At 67.5% G+C, this 3,702-nt stretch carries 3 protein-coding genes and 2 pseudogenes; 1 reads left to right on the forward strand and 4 read right to left on the reverse strand.

The window, feature by feature from the left end; translation table 11 throughout:
• A partial coding sequence (locus A5745_RS25360; protein ID WP_371336968.1) for a hypothetical protein occupies window positions 1–71 on the forward strand: 71 nt, incomplete at its 5' end.
• Window positions 72–81: 10 nt separating this feature from the next.
• On the opposite strand, the pseudogene A5745_RS15670 reads toward A5745_RS25360, so the two are convergent.
• The 4 genes and pseudogenes from A5745_RS15670 to A5745_RS15685 form a co-directional block, all read right to left on the reverse strand.
• Window positions 82–921, reverse strand: a pseudogene (locus A5745_RS15670) (S8 family serine peptidase); the annotation flags it as partial.
• Window positions 899–2,419: a type VII secretion integral membrane protein EccD gene (eccD, locus tag A5745_RS15675; RefSeq protein ID WP_076117161.1), complete on the reverse strand. Its 1,521-nt coding sequence runs from the start codon at window positions 2,417–2,419 to the stop codon at window positions 899–901. The gene eccD and the pseudogene A5745_RS15670, both read right to left, overlap by 23 nt.
• Window positions 2,420–2,607: 188 nt before the next feature.
• Window positions 2,608–3,516, reverse strand: coding sequence for an ESX secretion-associated protein EspG (locus A5745_RS15680; protein ID WP_076058142.1), 909 nt, complete (start codon window positions 3,514–3,516; stop codon window positions 2,608–2,610).
• A gap of 87 nt (window positions 3,517–3,603) precedes the next feature.
• Window positions 3,604–3,702, reverse strand: a pseudogene (locus A5745_RS15685) (type VII secretion protein EsxI); the annotation flags it as partial.

Below are 3,702 nucleotides of genomic sequence, written 5' to 3' on the forward strand. Positions count from 1 at the left end.
TCGTGGAGTGGATCGAATACCTCTGCCTGATGCCGATCTTCCCGTTGGCATTGTGGTTGATGAACGTCTAGGCGGCTTCGGCGGGTCGAGTGGGCGCGGGTCGACGGGGTTGTCGACGCCGATGATGTGCTTGCCACCGGAGTAGCTGGGGATGGTCACCGTGCCCGAACCGCCGCGATTGCCCGACGGGGCCTGACCGGGTCCCGGGGCTGGGCCCCCCTGAGCCGGTGCCGGCGGTGCCGCCGGCTGTTGCTGTTGCGGCTGCGGCGGCCATCCCGGTATGCCGAAGGGTCCCGGCGCGGCGGGAGGAGCTTCCGACTGCGGCGGCGGGGGAACCATCGTCACCGTCTGCGGCAGCGGCGACAACGTAACCGTCTGTGGCGGCGGCGCTTTCGGGGGCGGTTCGGTGGTCGGGATGGTGACCGGCTTGCGCGGTCCCGCGGGCGGCGGTGTCGCGCCGCTGGCGGGGGCCGCGCCGATCATTGACGCCACGATCGTCCCGTGGGCGTCGCAGTCCGACAATCCGTCGCCGCCCATGACGTAGTCGCCGCCGGGGATCAGGTGCTGGAACCGGGGGTGGGGGCTCACGCCCGTGTCGATGACGGCGACCTTCACCCCGGCGCCACGGCCGAACTGCCAGGCCTCCTGCAAGTTCAGCATGTCCATGTACTTCGGCTGCAACCGAAAATCGGTGCCAGGCAGCACCCCGACCTCGGTGCAGTACGAATTCTGCTTCATCGGCGCCGGCGGTCCGGGCGGACCGTCGGCCGGAACCGCGCCGGGATCGACGGTAGGAGGCGAGATCGCGTACGCCGGCGGCAAGCCGGCTAACGCGCCCGACGTGAGCAGGAGGGCGGCGACGGTCGCGCGGGATGCGCGCCCACGCCACACCTTGGTGCTAGCGGTACCGAATCGCCGCATAGACGTTCATCAACCACAATGCCAACGGGAAGATCGGCATCAGGCAGAGGTATTCGATCCACTCCACGAACTTGCGGAACAGCGGGCTGTAGATCGTGTTGGGCACAACCGCCGCGGCCATCAGGCCCGCCGCCGGCAGCAGAACCAGGATCCCGGTGCAGATCGCCACAGAGAGCGGCGAGTGCAGCACCAGCGCGTAGCGCACCACCACCGTGCCGACGATCAGCACGGAGGTCGCGGCCAAGGTGATCGCCTGCCAGCGGTCGACGTAGGAACGCCCGCGCAGCATCAGGAACCCGGCGCTGAAGCCGGCGAGCAGCAGCGGCAGCCACCGTTGACCGGTGTGCGGATCGGCCAACGCGGCCAGCGAAACCACCATCAGCGCGCCCAGTCCGATCAGCAGCCCGGTCAGGAACGAGCGGGCCCGTTCCGCCTGCAGCAGCACGTCGCGCACCGACGCGGGCCCTTCCAACACCGGCGGGCCACCGTCGGAGCGCACCACGGTGGTGGGCAGGTCGGGTCGAGCCTCGAAAACCCAGCGGCTGGTGGCCGACGGGAACACCGGCAGCCGAATGCCGGCCAGCCGGCGGGACATCGCCGGGGCGGCGTGGTAGGCCAGCACGCAGACCAGCACCACGCAGCTGAACAGCGTCACCGCACTGCTGTTCGCGACCATCCGCGCCAGGGCGGCGATCGCCGCCACCGCCCCGACGGTGATGATCGCGGTGTAGGTGCCGAGCCGGCGGCCGGTGAAACGCAGGGCCAACATCGTCGAGATGGTGAGCACCCCGAAGCCCAAGACCGCGTGCGGGGAACCCACCCCGCCGGGCGGTGCGGCTGCCGCGGTGACTGCCAGGGGCGCCAGGCCACTCAACAGCATGATGTCGCCGACGCGCCGATCCGCGTCGGTTTGGGCCCGTGCCAGCAGCAACATCGACACGCCCAGCACGACCACGGCGATCACCGCCGAGTAGATGGTGGTCAGCCACGAGTTGTGGTGGAAGCGCCACCAGCCCAGCAGGGCCGTCGCGGCGATAACGCCGGTGGCCACCATCGAGGCGCCGACCTGAACGGCGATGACGGGGTCGATCGCGGCGAACCTCTTGCTGAGGTTCTGCGAAACGGCGGTGGAGATGTGCTCGACGACTTGCGATCGCTTCTCGGTGTCGACGATGAACCGGATCCAGAGCCGGTCGCCGTCATAGATGTCTTGCTCGGTGAGCGATTGCGTGGCCCGCAGCGGCGTGCCGTCGACCAGGCACAACGCCCATTTGCCGCGGCCCTTGGCTTCCAACGGTGTCTCGCCGAGCTCGCGCAGGCGGCTGTTGACCACCTTCAGCAGCGGGTCGGTCATCACCGAGACGGGGGCATTGGCATCGAGCAGGACGCCGATCTGGACACCCTCGCCGGCCATGATGCCGACCACGACGGCCCGAGGCTGCGAGATTCCCTCGATGTCGGGCTGTGGTGCTTCAACTACCGCAGTTACCGCAGTCATCGCTGCGCACCCCCTTGCTTGGTGGGCCCGAACAATTCGGATTTCATCTGTCTCGCCCTCGCGATATTAGTTGTTGTGGCTTTGCTGGCGAATCATCGTTAATGATTCTAGAGAAGTATGCCGTGTTTGCCCCTCGGCCGCACGTTCTGGGCAAAGACGTTGGTAAACACTATGTTTCGCACGCGGATTCACACCCTGCGGTGGGTTTTCCACTCGCCGTAAGGCAACGTATCCAGGACGGTTTTTATACCGACCTGGACCAATTGCGGGGTCGCTGGGCAGATGGCCAGCCACGCCTCCCCCGAACCCGCGGTTCGGGCCTGTTGATAAAGCGCGATCCGGCCACCCGAACCGTCTTTGAGCGAAAGCACCGAGGCGCTCGGGCCCTTGGCGTCGTCCCGGTACTGGCGGGCGTAGACCGCGACCTCGGCCGCCGGGTCCGACAGCGCCTGCCCCAGCGCGGCGACCGTGGCCGCACTGATGCCCATTCGCCGGAGATCTCCGCCGGAGAACACGTTGAAGCCCGACTCCTGCCACGACTTCGTTACTTCCAGCATCTCCTCCAGCGGCACGTTGACCGCGTTGATCGCCGCGGGCTCCGCATGATGAATCGACTCGAGTCCGTCCAGGACGAGTGACGCGATCGAGGCGCTGTCCGCGACGGCGACGTCGTCAACCGTGATGTCGTTGCCAACCCGAACCGCCGATACCCAGTGCTGACCGCGCCGGGCCAGCACCACGCGGAACTCGTTGTCGGGGATATCGCGGGAGCCGGGCGGCTGGTTCTCGTCGTCGACCACGCCATAGAGCAGCTTGCCCCGCGACAGCAGGGCGATGACCTCGAGGTCAGGTGCGGCGAGCACCCGCATCCGAGCGGCCACCTGCTCCTGCACCTCGTTCAGTTCGCCGACGACGATGCCCTGCTCGCGCATCACCGCCATGCCGGGGTGTTCGTTGAGCCAGTCGCTCGAGTCGGTGGAGACGTACGGCCGGCACCGCAGTTCCGGCGCGACATGCCGAATGTCGAGCAGCGCCTGCAGCATCCAGAAGCCGTCGACGTTGACGGTGATGTCGGTGCGCGTGGTCTGTGAATCCATCAATTCCTCGAAAGTCGACGTGCTCGGATAACCGCAGGACGCGGCAGCACACCACATATCGGTGTGCTGCCGCGCCTGAAGTTGGTGTTAGGCCCAGCTGGACCCAACGGCGCTGTCGGTGCTGGCCATGTTGCTGCCGGCGGTCTGCACCTTCTGGCCGTGGGCGTTGGCCTGCTCGTAAATCAC

It is taken from the genome of Mycobacterium sp. IS-2888, from assembly GCF_001954215.1.
Lineage (GTDB): Bacteria > Actinomycetota > Actinomycetes > Mycobacteriales > Mycobacteriaceae > Mycobacterium.

Coding starts and splice junctions, on each gene's coding strand:
- A5745_RS15680 (WP_076058142.1), bottom strand. CDS start 3,516: ATGGATTCACAGACCACGCGCACCGACATCACCGTCAACGTCGACGGC.
- eccD (WP_076117161.1), bottom strand. CDS start 2,419: ATGACTGCGGTAACTGCGGTAGTTGAAGCACCACAGCCCGACATCGAG.